Origin of the sequence: Kitasatospora sp. CB01950, from assembly GCF_001905465.1 — a bacterium.
GTDB lineage: Bacteria > Actinomycetota > Actinomycetes > Streptomycetales > Streptomycetaceae > Kitasatospora.
Genome location: NZ_LISX01000006.1, coordinates 113,311 through 131,596, shown reverse-complemented (window position 1 = coordinate 131,596; position 18,286 = coordinate 113,311). Strand labels below are relative to the sequence as shown.

Annotated in this window: 17 protein-coding genes; 12 read left to right on the top strand and 5 right to left on the bottom strand. The window is 72.4% G+C overall.

Annotated features, from left to right (window positions below; genetic code table 11):
* Positions 1 to 73 precede the first annotated feature (73 nt).
* Both AMK19_RS17510 and AMK19_RS17505 read right to left on the bottom strand, forming a co-directional pair.
* Positions 74 to 1,360: a cytochrome P450 gene (locus AMK19_RS17510; RefSeq protein ID WP_073812720.1), complete on the bottom strand. Its 1,287-nt coding sequence runs from the start codon at positions 1,358 to 1,360 to the stop codon at positions 74 to 76.
* A gap of 15 nt (positions 1,361 to 1,375) precedes the next feature.
* Complete coding sequence (locus AMK19_RS17505; RefSeq protein WP_073812718.1) at positions 1,376 to 2,731, bottom strand: glutamine synthetase family protein; 1,356 nt, start codon at positions 2,729 to 2,731, stop codon at positions 1,376 to 1,378.
* Between the two features lie 332 nt (positions 2,732 to 3,063).
* On the opposite strand from AMK19_RS17505, the gene AMK19_RS17500 reads away from it, so the two are divergent.
* The 10 genes from AMK19_RS17500 to AMK19_RS17455 all read left to right on the top strand — a co-directional run bounded on the left by AMK19_RS17500 (position 3,064) and on the right by AMK19_RS17455 (position 13,130).
* Entirely contained in the window at positions 3,064 to 3,252 is a 189-nt protein-coding gene (locus AMK19_RS17500; RefSeq protein WP_073812716.1) for a ferredoxin, read from the top strand.
* 5 nt (positions 3,253 to 3,257) lie between these two features.
* Positions 3,258 to 4,469: an NAD(P)/FAD-dependent oxidoreductase gene (locus AMK19_RS17495; protein WP_274536979.1), complete on the top strand. Its 1,212-nt coding sequence runs from the start codon at positions 3,258 to 3,260 to the stop codon at positions 4,467 to 4,469.
* Positions 4,470 to 4,478: 9 nt separating this feature from the next.
* The gene (locus AMK19_RS17490; RefSeq protein ID WP_073812715.1) at positions 4,479 to 5,288 is read left to right on the top strand and encodes an acetoacetate decarboxylase family protein; all 810 of its coding nucleotides are present in this window, start codon (positions 4,479 to 4,481) and stop codon (positions 5,286 to 5,288) included.
* A gap of 30 nt (positions 5,289 to 5,318) precedes the next feature.
* The gene (locus tag AMK19_RS17485; RefSeq protein ID WP_073812713.1) at positions 5,319 to 6,782 is read left to right on the top strand and encodes an aldehyde dehydrogenase; all 1,464 of its coding nucleotides are present in this window, start codon (positions 5,319 to 5,321) and stop codon (positions 6,780 to 6,782) included.
* Entirely contained in the window at positions 6,775 to 7,710 is a 936-nt protein-coding gene (locus AMK19_RS17480; protein WP_073812712.1) for a 3,4-dihydroxyphenylacetate 2,3-dioxygenase, read from the top strand. Before AMK19_RS17485 ends, AMK19_RS17480 begins: the two co-directional genes overlap by 8 nt.
* Positions 7,711 to 7,722: 12 nt before the next feature.
* Positions 7,723 to 8,568, top strand: a complete 846-nt coding sequence (locus tag AMK19_RS17475) for a fumarylacetoacetate hydrolase family protein (protein WP_073812710.1) — start codon at positions 7,723 to 7,725, stop codon at positions 8,566 to 8,568.
* Between the two features lie 28 nt (positions 8,569 to 8,596).
* On the top strand, positions 8,597 to 9,220 hold the full coding sequence (locus tag AMK19_RS17470) for a TetR/AcrR family transcriptional regulator (protein ID WP_073812708.1): 624 nt from the start codon (positions 8,597 to 8,599) through the stop codon (positions 9,218 to 9,220).
* 192 nt (positions 9,221 to 9,412) lie between these two features.
* On the top strand, positions 9,413 to 10,867 hold the full coding sequence (locus AMK19_RS17465) for an APC family permease (RefSeq protein ID WP_073812707.1): 1,455 nt from the start codon (positions 9,413 to 9,415) through the stop codon (positions 10,865 to 10,867).
* A gap of 59 nt (positions 10,868 to 10,926) precedes the next feature.
* Entirely contained in the window at positions 10,927 to 12,408 is a 1,482-nt protein-coding gene (locus AMK19_RS17460; RefSeq protein ID WP_073812705.1) for an aldehyde dehydrogenase, read from the top strand.
* Positions 12,405 to 13,130: a gamma-glutamyl-gamma-aminobutyrate hydrolase family protein gene (locus tag AMK19_RS17455; protein ID WP_073812703.1), complete on the top strand. Its 726-nt coding sequence runs from the start codon at positions 12,405 to 12,407 to the stop codon at positions 13,128 to 13,130. Before AMK19_RS17460 ends, AMK19_RS17455 begins: the two co-directional genes overlap by 4 nt.
* Here the strand turns inward: AMK19_RS17455 and AMK19_RS17450 are convergent.
* Positions 13,127 to 13,699 carry a MarR family winged helix-turn-helix transcriptional regulator gene (locus tag AMK19_RS17450; protein WP_073812702.1) on the bottom strand — a complete coding sequence of 191 codons (573 nt, stop codon included), beginning with the start codon at positions 13,697 to 13,699 and terminating at the stop codon, positions 13,127 to 13,129. The two genes, AMK19_RS17455 and AMK19_RS17450, sit on opposite strands and share 4 nt — an antisense overlap.
* A gap of 232 nt (positions 13,700 to 13,931) precedes the next feature.
* Here AMK19_RS17450 and AMK19_RS17445 point away from each other — a divergent pair, with 232 nt between their 5' ends.
* Both AMK19_RS17445 and AMK19_RS17440 read left to right on the top strand, forming a co-directional pair.
* A complete protein-coding gene (locus AMK19_RS17445) occupies positions 13,932 to 14,657 on the top strand; it encodes a WXG100-like domain-containing protein (RefSeq protein ID WP_073812700.1) in 726 nt (241 codons plus the stop codon).
* 58 nt (positions 14,658 to 14,715) lie between these two features.
* On the top strand, positions 14,716 to 15,105 hold the full coding sequence (locus AMK19_RS17440; RefSeq protein ID WP_073812699.1) for a hypothetical protein: 390 nt from the start codon (positions 14,716 to 14,718) through the stop codon (positions 15,103 to 15,105).
* Positions 15,106 to 15,188: 83 nt separating this feature from the next.
* Here the strand turns inward: AMK19_RS17440 and AMK19_RS17435 are convergent, their stop codons facing one another.
* Together AMK19_RS17435 and AMK19_RS17430 are read right to left on the bottom strand one after the other, a co-directional pair.
* Positions 15,189 to 16,979 (bottom strand): zinc-ribbon domain-containing protein, encoded by a 1,791-nt coding sequence (locus tag AMK19_RS17435; protein WP_143200251.1) that lies wholly within the window; start codon positions 16,977 to 16,979, stop codon positions 15,189 to 15,191.
* A gap of 358 nt (positions 16,980 to 17,337) precedes the next feature.
* Positions 17,338 to 18,276 carry a hypothetical protein gene (locus AMK19_RS17430; protein WP_073812697.1) on the bottom strand — a complete coding sequence of 313 codons (939 nt, stop codon included), beginning with the start codon at positions 18,274 to 18,276 and terminating at the stop codon, positions 17,338 to 17,340.
* Positions 18,277 to 18,286 lie beyond the last annotated feature (10 nt).

Genomic DNA, 18,286 nt, shown 5'->3' with positions numbered 1-18,286 from the left:
CAGACGGAAGGCGGAAGGCGGACGCCGGACGCCGGACGCCCTCCCCGGACGGCCGGGGAGGGCGGTGCGGGCCTCAGGCCTGGGTGATCGAGACGGGCAGCTTCTTGATGCCGTTGACGAAGTTGGAGCGCACCCGGGGGACGTCGCCGGCCAGCCGGATCGAGGCCAGGCGCGGGATCAGCTCCTCGAACATGATGCGGATCTCGGTGCGGGCCAGCAGGTTGCCCAGGCACAGGTGGGGGCTGCCCTTGCCGAAGGTGATGTGGTCGTTGTCCTTGCGGGTGACGTCGAAGTCGTAGGGGTTGCCGAAGACCTCCTCGTCGCGGTTGCCGGAGGCGAACCACATGACGACCTTGTCGCCCTCCTTGACGTTCTTGCCGCCGAGTTCGACGTCGCGGGTGGCGGTGCGGCGGAAGTGGTAGACGGGGGAGGCCCAGCGCAGGAACTCCTCGACCGCGGCGGGGATCAGCGAGGGGTCCTCCTGGAGCCGGGCGAGCTGCTCGGGGTGCTGGAGCAGGGCCAGCATGGAGTGGCTGATGGTGTGCCGGGTGGTCTCGTTGCCGGCGACGACCAGCAGCAGGAAGTAGTTGTCGAAGTCCTGCGGGGACAGCGGCACGCCGTCCTTCGGGGTCTCGTTGACCAGGCGGGAGATCAGGTCGGTGCCGGCGCCGCCGCGGCGCTGCGCGGCGAGTTCGCGGCCGTATGCGAAGACCTCCAGCGAGGCGGGGGAGCGGAACGGCAGGTCGCGGTACTTCTCGCTCTCCGCGCTGTGCAGCAGGACGTCGGCGTAGTCGGGGTCGGTGTTGCCGATGATCCGGTTGCCCCAGTCGATGAGCTGCTGGTTGTCCTCCGGCGGGACGTCCAGCAGCCGGGCCAGGACGTTGATCGGGAAGTCGGCGGAGACCTCCTTGACGAAGTCGAAGGTGCCCTTGGCGAGTGCGGCGTCCAGCGTGGTGGCGGTCAGGCCGCGCAGGAAGTCGGCGTAGCTGTTGATGACGTTCGCGCCGAACTGGCGCTGCAGCAGGCTGCGCAGGGCGCGGTGGCGGACGCCGTCGAGTTCCAGGATGGAGGCGCGCTTCTTGATCTGGTCGTCGTCGACCTCCTCCAGGTTGACGAAGCGGGCCGAGGTGAAGGTCTCGGCGTCGCGGTCGACGCGGGCGATGTCGGCGTGCCTGGTGAGCGCCCAGAAGCCGGAGTTGGGGGCCTCCTCCTCCTGCCAGTGCACCGGGTCCTGCTGCCGCAGGGTGTGGAACATCCGGTACGGGGTGACGCCGTCGGTGAAGTTGTCGAGATCGGCCAGGTTCACCTGGTCCAGCGGCATCGGCTCGGGCACGGCGTCGGAGTGGGCGGCGGTGGTCATGGTTCGCTCCTCGGCTTACAGGTGGTAGGCGTACTCGGTGAACTCCCAGTCGGTGACGTGCCGATGGAAGCGGGCGACCTCGTCGCGCTTGTACGAGAGGTAGGCGGTGGTGAAGTCCTGTCCGAGCACCTCGGTCAGCGCGGTGTCGGCCTCCAGGGCGTCGAGCGCGGCGGGCAGCGACATCGGCAGGACGGGGGACTTGGCGGGGTCGTAGCCGTAGCCCTCCAGCGGGGCGGGCGGCTCGTCGCCGGCGACGACGCCGAGCAGCGCGGCCGCGAGGGTGCCGGCGATCAGGAGGTAGGGGTTGGCGCCGGCGTCGCCGAGGCGCAGCTCGAAGCGGGAGCCGGCGCCGCGCTCCGGCGGGATGCGGACCATGGCGCTGCGGTTGTCCAGGCCCCAGTCGACCAGCCAGGGGGCGAGGGTGTCGGGCCCGAAGCGCTTGTAGGAGTTGACCGTCGGGTTGGAGAGGGCGGCGAGCGCGGGGGCGTGCGCGAGGAGGCCGGCCACGGCGTGGCGGGCGGTGGCGCTGAGGCCGTACGGCGCGGCGGGGTCGGCGAAGACGTTGCCGCCGTCCTCGTCGGTGCAGGACAGGTGCAGGTGGAAGCCGGAGCCGCCGGCGTCCATGAAGGGCTTGGCCATGAAGGTGGCCAACCGGCCTTCGGCGCGGGCGAGTTCCTTGACGGCGGCCTTGAAGCGGAAGGCCCGGTCGGCGGCCGACAGGGCGTCGGAGTGGGTCAGGTTGATCTCGAACTGGGAGCCGTCGAACTCGTGGTTGCCGCCGGTGACGCCGATGTTCAGCTCGCGCAGCTGCCGCAGGGTGCGCAGCAGGTGGTTGTCGCCGTCGGCGCGCAGGCCCGCGGTGTAGACGACGCCCGAGGCGTCGCTGTAGCGGCGCCAGCCGCGCGCGGTGCCCGGGGCGGGGTCGCACAGGTAGTACTCCAGCTCCGGTCCGACGACCGGGTGCAGGCCCACTTCGCGGCAGCGTTCGACGACGGCGCGCAGCAGGTCGCGGGGCGACTCGGGGGCGGGGCGTCCGGTGGCGGGGTCGGTGACGTCGCCGAGGCAGGAGGCGACGCCGGGCTCCCACGGCAGCGGGGTGAGGGTGTCGAGGTCGGGGCGGACGCAGATGTCGGGCAGGCCGGCGTCCAGGCCGCCGGGGACGGGGACGACGTCGCCCTGCGGGCTGGTGTGGTAGACGGCGCGACAGAACGCGAGGCCGTGGTCGCAGGCCGAGGGCAGGTGGTCGAGCAGCACGTCCCGGGCCCGTTCGGTGCCGATCAGGTCGGGATAGGTCACCCGGACCACGTCGATGCCCTGGGCGGCCAGCCGCTCCTGGTGGTGGCGGACGGGCGGGGTGTCGGATGCGCTCACCGGTGTCTCCTGTGGGGAAGTGTGGGGCGCCGCCCAGGGTGCGCGGGGGTGCGGCTGCTCGCGGCACCGGGCTGTGCCGACCGAGATGAACCGGAGTCCGTGGCCCTGGGGGGAGGGGGAGCGGCGGCGTCAGGACTGCGGCCAGGCGCAGGAACCGCTCGCTGTTGGTGGCCCACCGTATGAACGCAGGTCACCGTCCCGCAAGGGGTCGGACGCATTAATTTATCCATCCGTATAGCTATTGACCCCGGGGCGACCGCTTCCTATGTTGTTTGACGCCAAATGACTTTCCGGCGCCCCCGCTGCCCCACCCACCCCCAGGAGGACCGGCCATGCAGGTCGTCGTTGACATGAACAAGTGCCAGGACCACGGCCAGTGCGTCTTCGCCGCCCCCGACGTCTTCTCCTTCGACGAAACCGGCCGCCTCGCGTACGTCGCCGACCCCGACGACGCCCTGCGCGCCGACGTCGAGGAAGCCGCCGACGTCTGCCCGCTGCAGGCCATCCGGATCGAAGGCTGATCCCGGTGAACGCCGCACCCGTCGTGATCGCCGGCGCCTCCATGGCCGGCCTGCGCGCCGCCGAACAGCTGCGCGCCGCCGGCTGGACCGGCCCGATCACCCTCGTCGGCGACGAGCCCCACGCGCCGTACAACCGGCCCCCGCTGTCCAAGGAGGTGCTGGCCGGCAAGGCCTCCTTCGACTCGCTGGCCTTCCGTCCCCGGGCCGCCGTCGCCGACGTGACGTGGAACCTCGGCACCGCCGTCGTCCGCGCCGACCTCGACCGGCAGTCCGTCGAACTCTCCGACGGCACCGGCCTGTCGTACGCCGCACTGGTCGTCGCCACCGGCATGCGCCCGCGCCGCCTGCGCTGCCCCGGCCCCACCGCCGGACGGCACACCGTCCGCACCCTGGACGACGCCCGGGCGCTGCGCACCGCGCTGACCGAACCCGGCGCGCGGGTGGTGGTGGTCGGCGCCGGCTTCATCGGCTGCGAGGTCGCCGCCACCGCCGTCGCCCTCGGCGCCGCCGAGGTCACCGTCGTCGACCCGCTGCCGCTGCCGATGGCCGGACCGCTCGGCGAGCTGCTGGCCGGCGCGCTGAAACGCCGCCACGAGCAGCGCGGCGTCCGCTTCGCGCTCGGCGCCGGCGTCACCGGCTTCGAGGGCGAGGACCGCGTCACCGGCGTCGCCCTGGCCGACGGCCGGGTGCTTCCCGCGGACGTGGTGGTGGAGTCCGTCGGCTCGATCGCCAACACCGAATGGCTCGACGGCAACGGACTCGACCTCACCGACGGCGTCCTCACCGACGAGCACCTGCGGGTCGGCGGCCGGCCCGAGGTGGTCGCCGTCGGCGACGTCGCCCGCTTCCCCAACGCCCGCTACGACGGCGTCCCGCGCCGCGTCGAGCACTGGTCGATCCCCACCGACACCGCCAAGCACGCCGCCAAGGTGCTCGCCGGCCACCTCGCCGGCGCCGAGCCGGGCCTCGACCCGTTCGCGCCGCTGCCGACCTTCTGGAGCGACCAGCACGACTTCCGCCTCCAGTCCTTCGGCGCCCCCGCCCTCGGCCGCGAGGACGTGCGCGTCCTGGACGGCGACCTCGACGGCGACGTCCTGGTCGGCTACCACCGCGACGGCCGCCTGGTCGGTGTCGTCGCCCTCGGCGGACAGCAGGCCGCCGCAGCCGCCGCCCGTCACCGCGCCGAGCTGCTCCAGCAGCCCGCCCTCACCGCGTAAGGAATCCAAGTGGCCGACGTCCGTGGGTACTTCCACCCCAAGACCGCGACGGGATCCTCGTCGCTGATCCCCTCCCCGCCGTGGCGCTACTCCGGCGACCTGCTCACCATCGAGTACCGCACCGACCCCGAGCGGGTGCGCGAACTGCTGCCCGAGCCGCTGGAACTCGCCGACGAGGACCCCGGCGCGGTCGCACTGATCTGGGCCGACTGGCAGTCCTGCTCGGCGTCCGGGCAGGAACTGCTCGACCCGGTGCTCGCCCAGTACAAGGAAGCCTTCGCCGTGGTGCGGTGCAAGTTCCAGGGGCAGACGTACTCGCGCTGCGTGTACATCTGGGTCGACAAGGACTTCGCGATCGCCCGCGGCCTGCACCAGGGCTACCCGAAGAAGCTCGGCTCCATCCACCAGACCCGCCCGCACCCGTACGGCCCCGCGCCGCGGATCGAGGCCGGCGCCCGGTTCGGGGCCACCCTCGCCGCCGCCGACCGCCGCCTCGCCCAGGCCGTCGTCACGCTGCGCGAACCGTCCGGGACCAACGGATTCGTCAACGGCCACCCGATGGCCCACCACCGCTGGCTGCCCTCCATCGAGAAGGGCAAGGGCCTCGCCCTGGACGAGCTGGTCGCCTCCGGGGCCGCCTCCTTCGAAGCCGGACCGGCTTGGGTCGGCGACGCCGACCTGGAGCTGTTCGAGTCGCCCACCGAGGAACTCGCCCGGCTGGAGATCCGCGAACCCATCGCCGCCTACTACCGGCAGGTCGGCGTGGTCTGGGACGGCGGCCGGCTGCTCGCCTCGAACACCACCACCGTCGGTCAGTGAACCGCCCTGCCCAGCAAGGAACGTGACGCAATGAGCGGACACCTCACCACCGTCGCCGGCGTCGCCGTCGACACCCGGCACTGGATCGGCGGGCAGCGCGTCGCCTCCGCCGCCGCCTTCACCGACCACTCGCCGATCGACGGCAGCGTCCTCGGCGAGATCGCCCGCGGCGCCGCCGCCGAGGCCGACGCCGCCGTCGCCGCCGCCACGGCCGCCTTCCCCGCCTGGGCCGCCACCCCGCGCGCCGAACGCGCCCGCCTGCTGCACGCGATCGCCGACGGCGTCGAACGGCGGCTGGAGGACCTGGCCGCCGTGGAGACCGCCGACAACGGCGCGCTGCTGCGCTCGCACCGACGCGGCGTCATGCCCCGGGTCGCGCACAACTTCCGGTTCTTCGCCGACCGGCTGCTCACCCTCGACCACGAGGACTTCGACACCCGCGGCCACACCAACCACATCAGCTGGGACCCGGCCGGCCCGTGCGTGCTGATCACCCCGTGGAACGCGCCGCTGATGCTCGCCACCTGGAAGGTCGCCCCCGCGCTCGCCGCCGGCAACACCGTCGTCCTCAAGCCCGCCGAGTGGACGCCGCTGACCGCCTCGCTGCTCGCCGACATCGCCGCCGAGGCCGGGCTGCCCGCCGGCGTCCTCAACGTGGTGCAGGGCCTCGGCTCCGAGATCGGCGACGCGCTGACCTCCCACCCCGACGTGCGCCGGATCAGCTTCACCGGCTCCGTCCCCACCGCCAAGCACATCGCCGCGTCCGCCGCCCCGCAGCTCACCCCGCTCAGCCTCGAACTCGGCGGCAAGTCACCGCTGTTGGTGTTCGCCGACGCCGACCTCGACCTCGCCGCCGCGCTCGCCGTCGAGCAGTACGACAACGCCGGACAGGTCTGCCTGGCCGCCACCCGCCTGCTGGTCGAGGAGAGCGTCGCCGAGGAGTTCACCCGCCGCTTCGTCGAGAAGGCCGCGCAGCTCACCCAGGGCGACCCGCGCGAGGAGGCCACCGACCTCGGCCCGAACATCCACCCCCGGCAGCTGGAGAAGATCGACGGCTTCGTGCGGCGCGCGATCGCGGCCGGTGCCCGCGCCGTCATCGGCGGCACGCGACTGGAAGGCCAGTACTACACGCCGACGCTGCTCACCGACGTCGCCCAGGACTCCGAGATCGTCCAGGAGGAGGTCTTCGGACCCGTCCTGACCCTGCAGACCTTCCGCGACGAGGCCGAGGCCGTGCGGCTGGCCAACGACACCCGCTTCGGCCTGGCCGCCACCCTCGCCACCGGCTCGCGCGAGCGCGCCGAACGCGTCACCGGGCAGCTGGTCGCGGGCACCGTCTGGGTCAACTGCTTCTTCGTCCGCGACCTCCGGGCCCCGTTCGGCGGCTCCCGGCACTCCGGCGTCGGCCGCGAGGGCGGCACCTGGAGCTTCGACTTCTACTGCGACGTCAAGAACACCGTCAGCGCGCCGAAGGGATGGAACGGCCATGGGTGAGATCGTCGGGGCCGGCCTGCTCGCCCACGTCCCCACCGTCGTGCTGCCCGAGGAGACCCGCCGGGAACTCAACGAGGGCAGGGAGATCACCCTCGTCACCGGCCTGCGGCAGCTGCGCGAGGAGGTGTTCGAACGCGACGACTACGACACCGTCGTCGTGCTCGACTCGCACTGGGCGACCACCGTCGAGTTCGTGGTCACCGCGCAGCGGCGCCGGGCCGGGCTGTTCACCTCAGAGGAACTGCCGCGCGGCATGTGCCGGATGCCCTACGACTTCCCCGGCGACCCCGAACTCGCCGACAACATCGCCGCGTTCGCCGACCGGCACGGTACCTGGATCACCCCGATCGACGACCCGTACCTGCCGATCTTCTACGCCACCGTCAACCTGTGGAAGTACCTCGGCGAGGGCCTGCCCGACAAGAAGTGGGTGACCATCGGGGTCTGCCAGACCGGCGACAACGAGGACCACCTGCGGCTCGGCCGCGCCCTGGCGGACGGCATCGCCGCCACCCCCGGCCGCCGGGTGATCGTGATCGCCTCCGGCGCGCTGTCGCACACCTTCTGGCCGCTGCGCGAGCTCCGCAAGCACGAATCCAGCGACCCCTCGCACATCTTCACCCCCGAGGCGCGGGCCGCCGACGAGCAGCGGATCGCCTGGTTCAAGGAAGGCGGACACGACCGAGTGCTCGACACCATGGACGAGTTCGCCACGTACAAGCCCGAAGCCAGGTTCTTCCACTACCTGATGATGGCCGGCGCCCTCGGCGAGCGGGCCTGCACCGCACCGGCCCGCCAGTACGGCGAGTACGAGAACTCGATCGGCACCGGACAGGTCCACCTCTGGTTCGACCGCCCCGCGAACGGCTGGACCGGCACCGGCCTGCCCGACGACACCGCCCCCCGCCACCCCCACCGCCTCGCCTAGAAAGGCCCCACCGTGCCCGAGTACCGCCGCATCCTCCTCGACGGCGCCGTCGTCGAGACCGTCCGCGACGGCGACGAACTGGTCGCCGGCGACGGCCGCCGGGTCGCCGTCGCCGACGCGCACCACCTGCCGCCCGTGACGCCGTCCAAGGTGATCGCCGTCCACCTCAACCACCGCAGCCGGGTCGACGAGTTCCGGATCGGCCTGCCCGACACCCCCACCTACTTCCACAAGCCCACCTCCTCGCTGAACGCGCACGGCGGCGCGATCGTCCGCCCCGAGGGCTGCCAGTGGCTCAACTACGAGGGCGAGGTGGCGATCGTCGTCGGACGGACCGCGCGCAACATCTCCCCCGAGGAGGCCGGCGACTACATCGCGGGCTACACCGTCGCCAACGACTACGGCCTGCACGACTTCCGCGACACCGACGCCGGCTCGATGCTGCGCGTCAAGGGCGCCGACACGCTCTGCCCGCTCGGCCCCGGCCTGGTCACCGACTGGGACTTCCGCGGCAAGCGGCTGCGCACCTACGTCAACGGCGAGGTCGTCCAGGACGGCTCCACCGACGAGATGACCTGGGACATGCACTACCTGGTCGCCGACATCGCCCGCACCATCACCCTGTACCCCGGCGACGTGCTGCTCTCCGGCACACCCGCCAACTCCCGTCCGGTGCAGCCCGGCGACGTGGTCGAGGTGGAGGTCGAGGGCCTCGGCCGGCTCACCAACCGCATCGTCACCGGCCCGACGCCGATCCGCACCGACGTGGGAGCGCAGCCCACCGAGTCCGAGGAGGTGCTGTCCACCGCGCTCGGCGGCGACTGGGAGTTCCGCGGCATCCGGCCGCCGAAGCGCTGAACCGGCGCCGCCCGGTAGGGTCACCGCCATGAACGACCCCAAGCCCACCACCCGCAAGCGCGTGAAGAACTACGGGACGGGCCGCACCGCGCTGCTGGAGGCGGCGGTGCGGGTGGTCGCCCGGGGCGGGCTGCGCAACCTCACCTACCGGGCCGTCGCGGAGGAGGCCGGAGTCACGCACGGCCTGGTCGTGCACCACTTCGGCTCCCGGGACGCGCTGATCGAGGAGGCGGTGACGCACGCCATCCGCTCCTCGCTGGGCACCAACTCGCTGGAGTCCGGCACCGGAGGCCCGGACGGGTTCGCCGCGGGCCTCGCCGACATGGTCGAATCCGGGCCCGAACTCCAGGCGTTCCAGTACGAGTTGCTGCTGGAGGCGCGGCGGCGGCCGGAGCTGCTGGCGCACCTGCGCGCGCTGTACGAGGAGTACTTCGAGGCGAGCCGGCGCGAGCTCGGCCGCCTCCTGCCGGACCCGGTGAGCCCCGGCCTGTCGCGGCTGGTGTTCGCCGCGCTGGAGGGCCTGGTGCTGCATCAGCTGGTGTTCGGCGAGCGGGCGGCGACGGAGGACGCGCTGTCCGAACTCCGGTCCCTGCTGGAGGTGTTGGCCTCCCGGCCGCAGGCTGCGCCGGGCGGTCGGCCGGACGCGGGCTGACCTGCGGTCGGCCGGCGGGCCGGCCTGTCGGCCGACCTGCGGCCGGGAGGCGGGCCGACCTGCGGGGCGGCATCGAACCGTTACCGCCCGGGCAGTGCGAAACCCTTGCCAAACGGATCGCCCGCCTCCACGATGAGGCAACTCGTTTGACCTGAAACGATTCCCCCCACTTCGATCTGGCAGGTGATCCGTGTGGACAGTCAGACGGCTTCCCACGAGCGGACCGTGCGGCACGCCCCCACCAGTGCCACCCTCAAGCCCAACGCCCTCGGCGTCCTGGGCATCCTCTTCTTCGTCCTGTCCGGCCAGGCCCCGCTGACCGGCATCGCCGGCGCCGCCCCGATCTCGGTCGCCATCGGCAACGGATCCGGCACCCCCGCCGCCTACGTGGTGGCCGGCGTGGTGATCCTGCTGTTCTCCGTCGGCTTCATCGCGATGGGACGGCACGTCGTCGACGCGGGCGCCTTCTACACCTATATCGGCACCGGCCTCGGCCGGACCGCCGGAGCGGGCGGCGCGAGCGTCGCGCTGTTCGCCTACTGCGCCATCCAGGCCGGCATGTACGGCCTGTACGGCTCCATCGTCTCCTCGCTGGTCGCCGACCACACCCCGCTCCATCTCCCGTGGTGGGTCTACACCTTGGTCACCATGGCGGTGGTGCAGGCGCTCGGCGCGACCGGCATCGAGATGGGCGCGAAGGTGCTCGCCGCGTTCGTGCTCGCCGAGTTCAGCATCCTGCTGGTGTTCGGCCTGGTCACGCTGTTCAAGGGCGGCGGCCCCGAGGGCCTCGGGGTGAGCGCGAGCTTCTCCCCGTCGTCCGCCCTCCAGGGCGCGCCCGGCATCGCCGTGATGTTCGCCCTGGCGTCGATGTTCGGCTTCGAGGCCACCGCCATCTACGGCGAGGAGGCCCGCGAGCCGAAGAAGACCGTGCCCCGCGCCACCTACCTCTCGGTGCTGGTGGTCACCGGATTCTTCGCCCTCACCTCCTGGTCGCTGATCTCCGCCCATGGCGCCTCGCAGGCCCCGGCGGCGGCCAACGCGGCGCTGGAGGCCGGCGACTCCGCCGGGTTCGTGTTCGCGCCCATCGCCGACCTGTTCGGCGGCTGGGTGAACAGCGTGCTCCCGGTGCTGCTCGCCACCTCGCTCTTCGCGGGCGTCCTCACCTTCCACAACTCGGCCGCCCGCTACCTGTTCTGCCTCGGCCGGGACGGCCAACTCCCGCCCGCGCTGGCACAGTTGAACGGTCGACACGCGCCGGCCGCGGCCGGACGGGTGCAGACCGTCATCGCCGTGCTGCTGGTGGTGCCGTTCGCGGTGGCCGGCCAGGACCCGGTGCTCACCCTGTTCTCCTGGTTCAGCGGACTCGCCGTGCTCGCGATGATGCTGCTCTACCTGCTGACCTCGGTGTCCGTGGTGGTGTACTTCCGCCGCAACCGGGTCGACACCCGGCTGTGGAACACCGTGATCGCCCCCGTGCTGGGCGCCCTCGGCATCGCCGGCGCCATCTGGCTGATCCTCGCCAACTTCACCACCCTGATCGGCGGACAGCTGAGCACCGCCCTGTGGCTGGTGCTGTCGGTGCCCGTGGTGCTGGCGGCCGGAGTGGTCAACCAGCGGATCCGGCAACGGCGTTCGGCTTCCCGATAGTTCGACCGCGGCGCGCGTCCGGCACCCGGACGCGCGGCCGCCCTTCCTGGAGGACCCGCATGACCCACGAGGACTGGCTGCGCCGGGCCGAGGCCCTGCGACCCGTCACCGCGCACCTGATCGACGGCGCCGACGAGGCCGGCGGCGGGAAGGCGTTCGCCGTGGTGTCGCCCCGGGACGGCCGGGTGCTGGCCGAGGTCGCCGACGGCGGCGCGGCCGAGGTGGACGCGGCCGTCGCCGCCGCCCGCCGGGCCTTCGACCGAGGCCCCTGGCCCCGGCTGTCGCCCACCGAACGCGGCAGGGTGCTGCTGCGCTTCGCCGACCTGCTGGAACAGCACCGGACGGAACTCGCGCTCACCGTCAGCCTGGAGATGGGCAAGCCCGTCACCGACGCGCACGACATCGAACTCCGCGCCGTCGTCAACACCTTCCGCTGGTACGGCGGCCTCGCCGACAAACTCACCGACGAATCCCCGCACACCGCGCCCGACGCGCTCGCCCTCGTCACCCGCGAGCCCGCCGGCGTCGTCGGCGCGGTCGTCCCCTGGAACTTCCCGCTGACACTGGCCGGTTGGAAGATCGCGCCCGCGCTGGCCGCCGGCTGCACGGTGGTGCTCAAGCCCTCCGAGAACTCGCCGCTGTCCGCGCTGCGCCTCGGCCGGATCGGCCTGGAGGCCGGACTGCCGCCCGGCGTGCTCAACGTCGTCGCCGGCAACGGCCCGGTGGCCGGGCGGGCGCTCGGCCTGCACCCCGACGTGGACGTGCTGGCGTTCACCGGCTCCACCGCCGTCGGGCGTCAATTCCTGCACTACGCCGCCGACTCCAACCTCAAGCGGGTCTGGCTGGAACTCGGCGGTAAGTCGCCCAACATCGTCCTGCCCGACGCCCCCGACCTGGACCGGGCCGCCGCGACCGCCGCCTGGGGCATCTTCTTCAACCAGGGCGAGATGTGCACCGCGCCGTCCCGGCTACTGGTGCACCGCTCGGTCGCCGAACAGGTCACCGAGGCCGTGGTGGCCCGCGCCCGCGCACTGCGGGTCGGCGACCCGCTCGACCCCGCCACCGAGATGGGCGCGCTGGTCGGCGAGGCCCACCTCGACCGCGTCCTCGGCCACGTCGACGCCGCCCTCGCCGACGGCGCCCGGCTCCGCACCGGCGGCGCCCGGTGCGGCGCCGACACCGGGGGCAGCTACCTCGAACCGACCGTCTTCGACCAGGTCGCCCCCGGCAGCCGCCTCGCCCGCGAGGAGGTCTTCGGCCCCGTGCTGTCCGTCCTCGCCTTCGACGACCTCGACGAGGCCGTCGCCCTCGCCAACGCCACCGAGTACGGCCTCGCCGCCGGCCTGTGGACCTCCGACCTGTCCACCGCCCACCTGGTCTCCCGCAGCCTCAGGGCCGGTACGGTCTGGGTCAACTGCTACGAGGAGGGCGACCTCACCGTCCCCTTCGGCGGCATGAAGCAGTCCGGCAACGGGCGCGACAAGTCCGCGCACGCGCTGGAGAAGTACACCGAACTCAAGACCACATGGATCCACCTATGAGCCCCCGCCCGCTGATCGCCGTCCCCGCCCGCTTCGCCGCCTCCACCTCCGCGCTGCGGTACGCCGCCGAGGTCAACGCCCGCGCCCTGATCGAGGCCGTCTGGCGGGCCGGCGGCGAGCCCGTCTCCCTGCACCCGCACGCGCCCGGCGGGGTCGCCGACCCTGCCGAGGTGCGGGAGCGGCTCGCCCGGTTCGACGGGCTGCTGCTGCCCGGCGGCGGAGACCTCGCACCGCACCGCTACGGCTGCGCCGACGTGCACGAGGCCGTGTACGACGTGGACGACGAGCAGGACGCGTTCGACCTGGCACTCGCCCGGGCCGCGATCGACGGCCGGGTGCCGACACTGGCGATCTGCCGGGGCCTCCAGGTCGTCAACACGGTGCTCGGCGGGACGCTGCACCAGGACATGGGCGGCCCCGAGCACGAGCACCGGCACCTGCGCCACCCCGTCGCCCTCACCCCCGACTCCGCGCTCGCCCGCGCCACCGGCGGCGCGGCCGTCGCCGAGGCGTCCTGCTACCACCACCAGCACGTGGACCGGCCGGGGGAGGGGCTGACCGTCACCGCCCGGGCCGCCGACGGGACCGTCGAGGCACTCGAACTCGCGGGCGACGCAGGGTGGTTGACGGCGGTGCAGTGGCACCCGGAGGACACCGCGCAGCAGGACCCGGTGCAGCAGTCGATCTTCCACGCGCTGGCGCGGGAGGCGGCAGGCTCCTAGCCCCGAGGACGCCGGCCGCTGCGGCGCGGGGCCGGCTCCTCGCCGTTCAGCAGCGAGCAGCGGCGGTCCTCGCCGTGCTCCTCGACCTGGAGCACCACCCGGCGCAGCCCGTCGGCCAGGCTCTCGCACTCGGCGTCGCTCAACTGCGCGGTGACGAACGACTCCTCCTCGTTGAACGCCGGGAACACCCGCTGCATGAACTCCTCCCCCTCCGGGGTGAGCGCCAGCAGCACCAGCCGTCCGTCGGTGGGGTGGTCGACGCGCCGCAGCAGGCCGCGCGACTCCAGGGTGCGCGACACCCCGGTCAGCGTCCCCTTGGAGATGCCCGCCTCCTCGGCGACCCGCCGGGTCTCCGACTCGCCCCACACCCACACCACCCAGAGCACCACGAACGCGGTCCAGGTCAGGTCCGAGCCGCGCAGCACCGAGTTCTCCAGGTGCTGCCGCACCGCGGACGCCGCCCGGTAGATGTTGGCCACCGCCGCCATCCGCTCCGCCCGCACGGGCGTTCCGCCGAGCTTCGCCCCGACGAGCCGCTCCGCCTCGTTGATGGACCGTTGGCTGGGCACCGGGCTCCCTCCGTCCGTATCGCCGCCGGAAGCCGCAGGCCGGGCCCACGACAGTTCGGTGTCGCATTCTACGGGCGCACACCGCGCGACCCCCCCTTCGGAATGCCGGCAGGCGTTCCGGCCGGGCGCTCCGTCATGAACCCGGTCACGAGATCTGAAAAGTTCGCCCCCGCATGCCGGGCCTCGGCTACGGTCGAACGGACCTGCGGGTGCCGTCGGGGGAGGGCGTGGCGTGGCGATCGAACTGCCGGGCGAGGTAGTGGAGTTCCTGTCGTTCATCGGTATCAACTGGCCGACGGTGAACGAGGACAAGGTGCGTGAATTCGGCTCGCACGTGCGGGAGTTCGCGCAGAACGTGGAGTCGGTGCACCAGGAGTCGACGGCGACGGTGCAGCGGCTGGGGCAGGCGTACGAGGGGGCTTCGTACGAGGCGCTGCTGGCGAAGTGGGCGTCGCTCTCCGAGAGCCACCTGAACGAGCTGGTGCAGGCCTGTCACGTCGTCGCGGACGCGCTGGACATCGCGGCGGACGTGATCGTGGCGATGAAGATCGAGACGATCGGTGAACTCATCGCGCTGGCAGCCGCGTTCGTTGCGGACCAGGCGGCGGCGGTGGCGACGCTGGGTGCGGCGGAGGCCGCGGTGATCCTGATCGAGGAGACCGCGAAGCGCCTGATCAACTACCTGGAACAGCAGTTGGAGCAGTACATCGTCGCCCAGGTGGTGGAGGCCGCGATCGGCCCGCTGGTGGACACGGTGGCCAACGCCGTGCAGGGGCTGGTGTTCCAGGCGGCGGAGTCGGCGATCGGGGTCTCGGGCGGCGGCGGTGGCGGCAGCGGGTTCCGGATCGACCCGGACGCGTTGGAGGAGCACGCGCGGATGATGCACGACCAGGCGGAGACGGTGGCCGGTCACGCGCAGGCGTTCCAGTCGAAGATCGCGGGGGTGAGCTTCGAATAGCCGGCTCGCTGCAGTCGACGCCGCCCTCGACCGGGACGACCCCGACGTCGGTGCCGCGGTGATCGAACTCGTCTTCGCGAGCGACGACTTCGAGGCCGTCGCGGCGAGGGTCGAGCGTGCCCTGGGAGCCACTCGGTTCGAGGTCCGCAAGCCGGCCTGCGTGGCGGCCGGCGACCTCGCCAGGACCTCGGGCCGGCTGACTCCCGGAATCTTCGCGGCGCTGCGGGCCGAAGGGCTGGGCGGGGTGGCGGATACGGCGATCAAGGATGCGCTGACGTTCATCCCGTTCCGCCGGCTGCCGTGGTGGTTCCGATGGACCTCGGCCCGTCTGTCGGTCCGGGACTGGATCGAAGGCCGATGGCTGCGTGCCGTCGACGCCGTCCAAACCGCACGCGACGCCTGGCGGCGGGCCAGGCCTGGACACCCCGGGCGGCCGGATCGCCGATGACCCGGCAGGCCGGACCTGAAGCGGCCGATCTGATGACGCCCACGGGGCCGTGCTGGCCGGTGCGGGGGCCGTCGCGAGCGGTGTCAACTCCGGTCGGCCGTCGCCCAGTTCCGCACCCGATCGATCACCTCGTCGGGCCGGGGAGCGGACGAGTGGACGGTGAATTCGACGTAGTCGGGGTGCTGGACGGGCAGGGGCGGGAGCGGGTGTTCGCGCAGGCGGGCGACGAGGTGGCCGGCGGCGAGGAGGTCGAGGGACTTCTCGGTGTCGAGGTCGGCCTTGTCGGCGTGCCAGTAGGAGCCGTCGTACTCGATGGCGAGCGTCCGGCCGTCGGGGAGGGGCGCGGTGATGTCGACGGTCCAGGTGCCGCGCCGGGCGAACGCGTCGTGGCGGACGGTCCGGCCGGACGCGGCGGCGCCGAAGGCGCGTTGCGCGGCCGCGTGATGGGCCAGTTCCACCTGCGACTTGCCGTGTTCCTGGCACTCGGGGCAGCCGCTGCCGTTCGCCCGGGAGGCCAGTGGCGCCTGCCAGCCGTGCCCGTCGGAGCACGTCCAGGCCGGGACGAACGCGGTCTGCGCGGTCGGGCGGACCTGCCAGGCGGAGAGCGGGTTGGCGGGCGACCACTCGGCGGCGAGGTCGGGGAAGTGGAAGGCCAGCGAGTCGAGGATGGTGCGGCACCCGGGGCAGCGCAGCCGCTGCCCCTTGTCGCGCTGCTCGGGCGTGTCCTGCCATTCGTGCCCGCAGTTCGGGTCCAGCCACCAGAGCGTCCGGCGCGACCTGGGGGAGATCTTCGCCAGGTCGGTGCGGCCGTTGCGGGTCGGGTGCCACTGGCCGGCGATCTCCGGGCTCAGCCGGAACGGGGTGTCGGCCTCGGCCTCCTTCCGGGCGGCGGAGGTCTTGAGGCTCCGGCAGGACGGGCAGCCCGCCTCCAGGTACCGCAGCGGCGTCACCCTCGGGTGGTGGCCCTGCGGGCAGCGGAAGCGGCGCAGCCGGTGGTCGCCGGCGACGGTCACCGCGTGCGGGTCGTCCTCGTCGGCCCAGGCTGCGAGGAGTTCGGGCAGGTCGGCGACCGGTGTCACCGCCAGGCGGGCGAGCTCGTCCTCCCGTTCGGCGCGGCGCTTCGGCGCGCACGCCGGGCAGTCCCGGCTGTGCAGCATGTGGCTGACCCGGGCGCGGAACCGCAGGTCGCACTCGGGGCAGCGCCAGGCGGCCTCGCGCAGCGCGGTGACGGTGACGGTCTCCCACTGCGCGGCGTCGTTGGCCTCGTGGTCCCACCAGTCGAGGACGGGCAGCCCCGAGTCCTTGAGCAGGTCGCGCTTCTTCTCGCCGGGCGCGTCGGACGTCTGCCGGGCCCGGCTCGGGTTGGTCCGGCACCGGCAGCCGAACGCGATGTCGCCGAGCCGATCGGCGCTCAGCCGCCCGCAGTACCGGCAACGGACGTGGTGCGGGTCCTCGGCGTACGACGGCTCGGTCAGTGCGGCGAGATGGTCGTAGCCGTGCTGTTCGGCCTGCGCGCGGGCCTGCTCGACCGGAACCGGCGTCAGGTCCGCGTACGGGCCCTGGTTCCGGCGGACGTCCAGCGCCCATCCGCGCCAGTAGCAGGCCCGGCAGGTCGCCTCGCCCGCCGCGTTCTTGTCCAGCGTGTAGTCGAACCGGTAGTGCGCCTCGCACCCGCAGGCCAGGCACCTGGTCAGCCGCCAGGCGGTGGGCCTGTCGAACGGTTCCAGCGGTTCGAGGCCGCCGGCCCGGAGGATGCCGGTGATGTGTTCGTCGCACCAGGCGTCGCGTGAACGCGTCCGGTAGGCGGTGGGCTGCGAACAGTCGGGATTCGCGCACAACTGGGCCGGTGTCCGGGGCGACGATATGGCACTCACCTGCGAATTTTCCCACAGGCGCGGTACGGCATCGCCGTCAGTGGGTGTTGACGGAATATCTACTCGCACTTGGCGCTCTCGGGCACCGCAACGAAACCCGAGGGGGCCGACTTGTCCACACGTTCCGTCTTCCCGGTCGCCGCCGCACCCGCGGGCGGACAGGCGTTCGCGCAGACGATGTCCACCTACACGCCGCTCGGCTTCTGATGAAGCGCCTCCGAGGGCCGGCCGGCGGGTGGCAGGCGCGCAGTGAACAGGCAGCGGTCCGGTCGGTCGTCAGGCCGTGCCGGACCGTGCGCCTCGGCACCCGGTCGACGCAGGTACCGACACCCTCGACCGGGTGCTGAGGAGGCCCTTCTCACACTCGCCGCGACCTGCGCGGGACGTCCTCCGCCAGCCGCTTTCGGCCGATGTAGCCGATTCGGACCCGCCCCTCCTCGGTGACCACCCGCAGATGGATACGGCCGGGCTTCGGTCGAAACCGGGTATGGAGGCTGAACAGCCGCTTGGTTCCGTCGCTGTCAGTGAAGTTGCACAGCCCGAGATTGATCCGGGTATCACTCTCGGGCACCACCTTGATGGGCCACGCGGGTTCCGAATCGCCCGGTTTCCAGCTGGCTGCCGCTGTGTCGAGTGCGAGCAGAGCCGCCCGGACCGAGGGCACGGAGACACTCGCAAGGTTTCTCAGGTCGTCCTCCACACCGGGGGCGAACTGGAGTGAGGCGAAGAGGCTTTCGCGTTCCTCCCAGAGCTGCGCGCCCGAGGTGACGGCGCCCGCCGCGCTCTCGCGTATCCAGTCGGCGTGTTCCGATACATGCTCAGGTGTCGAAGCGTGCCGAACCTCTGCACTGTCCTCCTGGATCTCGTCCTCGTCGAGGAGGACGTAGTCGACATTCAGCCAAGAATCCTCCCAGGCCCGGGTGGTGGGAAGGCTGACTGCCAGAGCGTCCATCAGGTGGGCGGCGGCCAGCCCGAGAACCCGGTCGCCGTTGTGGCGGTACTCGACGTCCTGGTCATCGGGGGGTGCCGGCAGCACTGTGGAGTGCGGGGACTTCCGGTTGAGCAACCGCATGAACCGCCAGTAGTCGCGGTTTCGGCTCTCGTTCCGCCACTGGGCGAGGTAGTAGCCAGGTGCGAGTTCCAAGTCCTCCAACCTGACCTCGCTGACGAGACTCGCCCCGTTGTCCACTCGCCGGACCGCCTGGCAGACCCGTACGAAATCGCGCATGGCCTGCCCGATCTCCTCCTGCGAGCAGTCGGAGACACAAGACTTCTCGTTGAAGAACATGAGCACCATGGAGCGCCCC

Coding starts and splice junctions, on each gene's coding strand:
- AMK19_RS17510 (WP_073812720.1), bottom strand. CDS start 1,360: ATGACCACCGCCGCCCACTCCGACGCCGTGCCCGAGCCGATGCCGCTG.
- AMK19_RS17480 (WP_073812712.1), top strand. CDS start 6,775: ATGGGTGAGATCGTCGGGGCCGGCCTGCTCGCCCACGTCCCCACCGTC.
- AMK19_RS17460 (WP_073812705.1), top strand. CDS start 10,927: ATGACCCACGAGGACTGGCTGCGCCGGGCCGAGGCCCTGCGACCCGTC.
- AMK19_RS17430 (WP_073812697.1), bottom strand. CDS start 18,276: ATGGTGCTCATGTTCTTCAACGAGAAGTCTTGTGTCTCCGACTGCTCG.
- AMK19_RS17500 (WP_073812716.1), top strand. CDS start 3,064: ATGCAGGTCGTCGTTGACATGAACAAGTGCCAGGACCACGGCCAGTGC.
- AMK19_RS17455 (WP_073812703.1), top strand. CDS start 12,405: ATGAGCCCCCGCCCGCTGATCGCCGTCCCCGCCCGCTTCGCCGCCTCC.
- AMK19_RS17470 (WP_073812708.1), top strand. CDS start 8,597: ATGAACGACCCCAAGCCCACCACCCGCAAGCGCGTGAAGAACTACGGG.
- AMK19_RS17485 (WP_073812713.1), top strand. CDS start 5,319: ATGAGCGGACACCTCACCACCGTCGCCGGCGTCGCCGTCGACACCCGG.